Below are 3,460 nucleotides of genomic sequence, written 5' to 3' on the forward strand. Positions count from 1 at the left end.
ATTCTTAATATTCATATTAACCTAAGGTTATCTTAACTATGGTTTTTGTTTTAATTTGCGCAAATCATTTTAATTCAATTTTGAATATTATATCCTACATTTCAAAGGAGGATATTTTTGAGTAGAGGAAAACGACCAAAGTGGATGATTGAAATAGCGATTGAAAGAATGAACATTCTTTTTAATCGGGCCGAGATGGAATTCATCACCCATCCGGAAAGATCACATCGCTATGTCGAGCTTGCATTGAAGCTGTCCACCAAATACAATACTCCAGTGCCTGAAGAATGGCGAAGGAGGTATTGCAAGAGTTGCAAATCCTTTCTCAAGCCTGGTCGCAATTGCACCGTCCGGCTGGTTGACTCAGAGGTCAACATTTTTTGTGGTGAATGCGGTCACGCAATGAAGATTCCCTATCATAGGGAAAAGAAGTTAAAAAGGAGAGCTAAATATGATTCAAAACAAAAAGGAATTGATGAACAGAGCTCTTAATGCGATGACAATAAACATTGGAAAGGCTGGCGTAAACGACAACGTTATTGAAGAAATCAAACGTCAACTCAAGGCCAATGAAATCGTTAAACTTAAATTTGCAAAAAATATCGCTCGCGATAAAGATGCTTACATCGACGAAATCATCTCAAGGACCCGGGCAAAGCTCGTGGACGTGAGAGGTCACGTTGCTGTAATCTACAAGAAAAAGCCTTAAACATTATAAATTTAGAGTTACAGGCCCTATTTTTTTAGGTCTTAAATTTACAGTGGATTAAGCTACAATAATAAAATAAATATTGGAGAATTAATATGACTACTGTATTTGATGTACCTGCAGATTTATTAATTGAAAAAGTCGCAGAAGAATTTAAAGAGAATGACAAGATAGAATCTCCTGCATGGTCCAATTTTGTTAGAACCGGTGTCCACAAGGAAAGAAAACCGGAAAACCCTGATTGGTGGTTTATAAGAACTGCTTCTATCATCAGAAGAGTTTACATTGACGGACCTGTTGGTGTTTCAAGTTTAAGAACTTTCTACGGCGGTAAAAAAGACCGTGGCGTACGTCCTGAAAAATTCATGAAAGGAAGCGGATCAATCATCAGAACCGCACTCCAACAGCTTGAAGACGCAGGATACGTGGAAAAAGTTGTAGGCGGAAGAGTTGTATCTCCTCAAGGAAGATCATTTTTGGATAAAATCTCCGGAGAAATAATTAAAGACATTCCTGAACTTGAAAAATATTAATTATAATTTTTAGGAGAGTTTGATATGAGCGAATTAGACGAAATTCGTCAAAAAAGAATGGCTGAATTGCAGGCTCAACAGGCTGCTATGCAGAACCAGGCCCAACAGCAGGCCATGGCACAGGCTCAACAGCAGGAAGCCCAGGCACAATTCGAAGCTCAGAAAAAACAAATCTTAGGTCAGATCATGACTCCTGAAGCTCGCCAAAGATTGGCAAATCTCAAATTGACCAAACCTGAACTGGTCAACAACATCGAACTTCAGCTGATCCAGTCCGCACAGGCAGGAAGCCTAAGAGGTAAAGTAACTGACGAGCAACTCAAAGTCCTTTTAAGACAGATTGCCGGTCAGAAAAGAGAAATCAAGATTACAAGGAAATAATATTCATGAAGGCGGCAGTTCTCTATAGTGGAGGCAAGGACTCATCCTTTGTTGCAGTGATGCTTGAAAGGCTTGGCCTTGACGTGGAATTATACACAGCAAATTTCGGCGTGTACGATTCATACATTCCGGCAAGAAAATCCGCAGAATCTTTAGGATTCAAGCATAATGTCCTTGAAATGGATACTGACATCCTCAAGAAGACATGCGAGAAAATCCTCGAGGACGGATTTCCAAACGACGGAATAAAATACATCCACCGGATGACAGTGGAGGAACTTGCAAAGACTCATGATATTATTGCAGACGGGACAAGACGTGATGACAGAACCCCAAAACTTTCAGTCAATCAGATAAAAAGCCTTGAAGACAGGTTTGACGCACAGTACATAAACCTGGACAGCTTCGGCCACAAGTCAGTGAGGATGATTACCGAAAGCCTCTTTGAGATTTCAAAGGAAAGGTCAAACAGGGATACAAGCTCAGACTTTGAGGTTGAAATAAGGGAGATGATTGAGCAGATGGGTTCAAATCCGCTGGAAATATTCCCGGAACATTATCAAACTCGTGTTATCGGATATAAAGAATAATTATTATTACAGGTGAGAAAATGAGTAGAAATAAACCATTGGCTAAAAAATTAAGAATGGCAAAAGCAAACAAACAAAATAGGAGAATTCCAATCTGGGCTTATGCTAAAACTAACCGTAAACTTAGATACAGACCTAAACCTAGACATTGGAGAAGAAACAGTCTTAAATTATAATTGAGGGGTTAAAATGGAAAGAGTTTACACAATTCCACTTAGAAATGTAAAAGAAGTCAAAAGGACTATCAGGGCTCCTAGAGCTATCAGGGAGATCAAAATCTTCTTGACCAAACACATGAAAGCTAGTGATGTTAAAATCGACGAATCTATCAATCATGCAATTTGGGAAAGAGGTATTCAAAAAATACCTTCAAAAATCACTGTAAAAGCAGTTAAAGATGATGATGGTGTTGTAAAAGCTACTTTAGCAGAATAGACACATAAAAATGTGAGGTGACAATATGTTGAAAAGAATAGACATTGTAGGAAATCCAAACATTGGAGTATTCGTTCTTGCAACCGACAATTTGGCTATTGTTCCTTATAATCTTTTGGACGAGAAAGCGGAAATTATTAAGGAAACACTGGAGGTTGAAGTTGTAAAGTCTTCTATTTCCGGATCAAGCCTTATCGGATCTTTAGCTGTAGCCAATTCAAATGGTATTGTTGTTTCCCCACATGTTTTAGATAGGGAAGTTAAACAGTTTGAGGACATGGGCTTAAATGTTGCCACCATCCCGGGCCAGTACACCGCTGTGGGAAACATCGTGGCCGCCAACGACAAGGGAGCAATAGCTTCACCGTTCCTGAGCCCTGAAGCAATCGAAGTGCTTGAAGAGACACTTGACGTGGATGTTAAGACATCCCACATTGTCGGAAGCGACATCATCGGTTCACTTGTTAAAGTCACAAACAAGGGATTCCTGATGAGCAAGAACGCACTTTCCTCAGAGGTTAACTTTGCTCGTGAAGTATTTGGTGTTGAAGGAGATATCGGTACTGTCGGCAGAGGCATACCACTGGTAGGCGCATGCATTTTGGCAAACTCCTCCGGTGCAATAGTCGACAAGGACAGTACAGGTCCTGAAATGGCTAGAGTTGAAGAGGCATTAGGCTTTTTGGATGATGATTTTTAATTAATACAATCATGAGGGATTTTATATGATAACAAAAATTTACAGAGTTAAAGGTACTTTTGTAATGGGCGACGAATACCATGACTTTACCAAAGAATACAAGGCCACTTGT

The 3,460-nt window shown here is 39.6% G+C and carries 8 protein-coding genes and 1 pseudogene; all 9 read left to right on the forward strand.

Annotated elements, in window-relative coordinates; translation table 11 throughout:
* The first annotated feature begins 117 nt into the window (after positions 1–117).
* Entirely contained in the window at positions 118–492 is a 375-nt protein-coding gene (locus tag QZU81_RS10520; RefSeq protein WP_295591712.1) for a ribonuclease P protein component 4, read from the forward strand.
* Entirely contained in the window at positions 452–709 is a 258-nt protein-coding gene (locus QZU81_RS10525; RefSeq protein ID WP_295591713.1) for a YhbY family RNA-binding protein, read from the forward strand. The genes QZU81_RS10520 and QZU81_RS10525 overlap by 41 nt, the downstream gene beginning before the upstream one ends.
* Positions 710–804: 95 nt before the next feature.
* Positions 805–1,242: a 30S ribosomal protein S19e gene (locus QZU81_RS10530; RefSeq protein WP_295591714.1), complete on the forward strand. Its 438-nt coding sequence runs from the start codon at positions 805–807 to the stop codon at positions 1,240–1,242.
* A gap of 24 nt (positions 1,243–1,266) precedes the next feature.
* Complete coding sequence (locus tag QZU81_RS10535; protein ID WP_295591715.1) at positions 1,267–1,623, forward strand: DNA-binding protein; 357 nt, start codon at positions 1,267–1,269, stop codon at positions 1,621–1,623.
* Positions 1,624–1,628: 5 nt separating this feature from the next.
* Positions 1,629–2,213 carry an asparagine synthase-related protein gene (locus tag QZU81_RS10540; protein ID WP_295591716.1) on the forward strand — a complete coding sequence of 195 codons (585 nt, stop codon included), beginning with the start codon at positions 1,629–1,631 and terminating at the stop codon, positions 2,211–2,213.
* A 20-nt stretch (positions 2,214–2,233) separates the two neighbouring features.
* The gene (locus tag QZU81_RS10545; protein WP_004032463.1) at positions 2,234–2,389 is read left to right on the forward strand and encodes a 50S ribosomal protein L39e; all 156 of its coding nucleotides are present in this window, start codon (positions 2,234–2,236) and stop codon (positions 2,387–2,389) included.
* A gap of 13 nt (positions 2,390–2,402) precedes the next feature.
* Positions 2,403–2,648: a 50S ribosomal protein L31e gene (locus QZU81_RS10550; RefSeq protein ID WP_292601775.1), complete on the forward strand. Its 246-nt coding sequence runs from the start codon at positions 2,403–2,405 to the stop codon at positions 2,646–2,648.
* 25 nt (positions 2,649–2,673) lie between these two features.
* Positions 2,674–3,348, forward strand: coding sequence for a translation initiation factor IF-6 (locus QZU81_RS10555; RefSeq protein ID WP_295591718.1), 675 nt, complete (start codon positions 2,674–2,676; stop codon positions 3,346–3,348).
* Positions 3,349–3,373: 25 nt separating this feature from the next.
* Positions 3,374–3,460: pseudogene (locus QZU81_RS10560) on the forward strand (50S ribosomal protein L18a); the annotation flags it as partial.

Origin of the sequence: uncultured Methanobrevibacter sp. (assembly GCF_902770715.1) — an archaeon.
Lineage (GTDB): Archaea > Methanobacteriota > Methanobacteria > Methanobacteriales > Methanobacteriaceae > Methanocatella.

Bases quoted from the DNA above. Each gene is read 5' to 3' on its own strand.
- QZU81_RS10525 (WP_295591713.1), top strand. From the start codon at position 452: ATGATTCAAAACAAAAAGGAATTGATGAACAGAGCTCTTAATGCGATG.
- QZU81_RS10530 (WP_295591714.1), top strand. From the start codon at position 805: ATGACTACTGTATTTGATGTACCTGCAGATTTATTAATTGAAAAAGTC.
- QZU81_RS10535 (WP_295591715.1), top strand. From the start codon at position 1,267: ATGAGCGAATTAGACGAAATTCGTCAAAAAAGAATGGCTGAATTGCAG.
- QZU81_RS10540 (WP_295591716.1), top strand. From the start codon at position 1,629: ATGAAGGCGGCAGTTCTCTATAGTGGAGGCAAGGACTCATCCTTTGTT.
- QZU81_RS10545 (WP_004032463.1), top strand. From the start codon at position 2,234: ATGAGTAGAAATAAACCATTGGCTAAAAAATTAAGAATGGCAAAAGCA.
- QZU81_RS10550 (WP_292601775.1), top strand. From the start codon at position 2,403: ATGGAAAGAGTTTACACAATTCCACTTAGAAATGTAAAAGAAGTCAAA.
- QZU81_RS10555 (WP_295591718.1), top strand. From the start codon at position 2,674: ATGTTGAAAAGAATAGACATTGTAGGAAATCCAAACATTGGAGTATTC.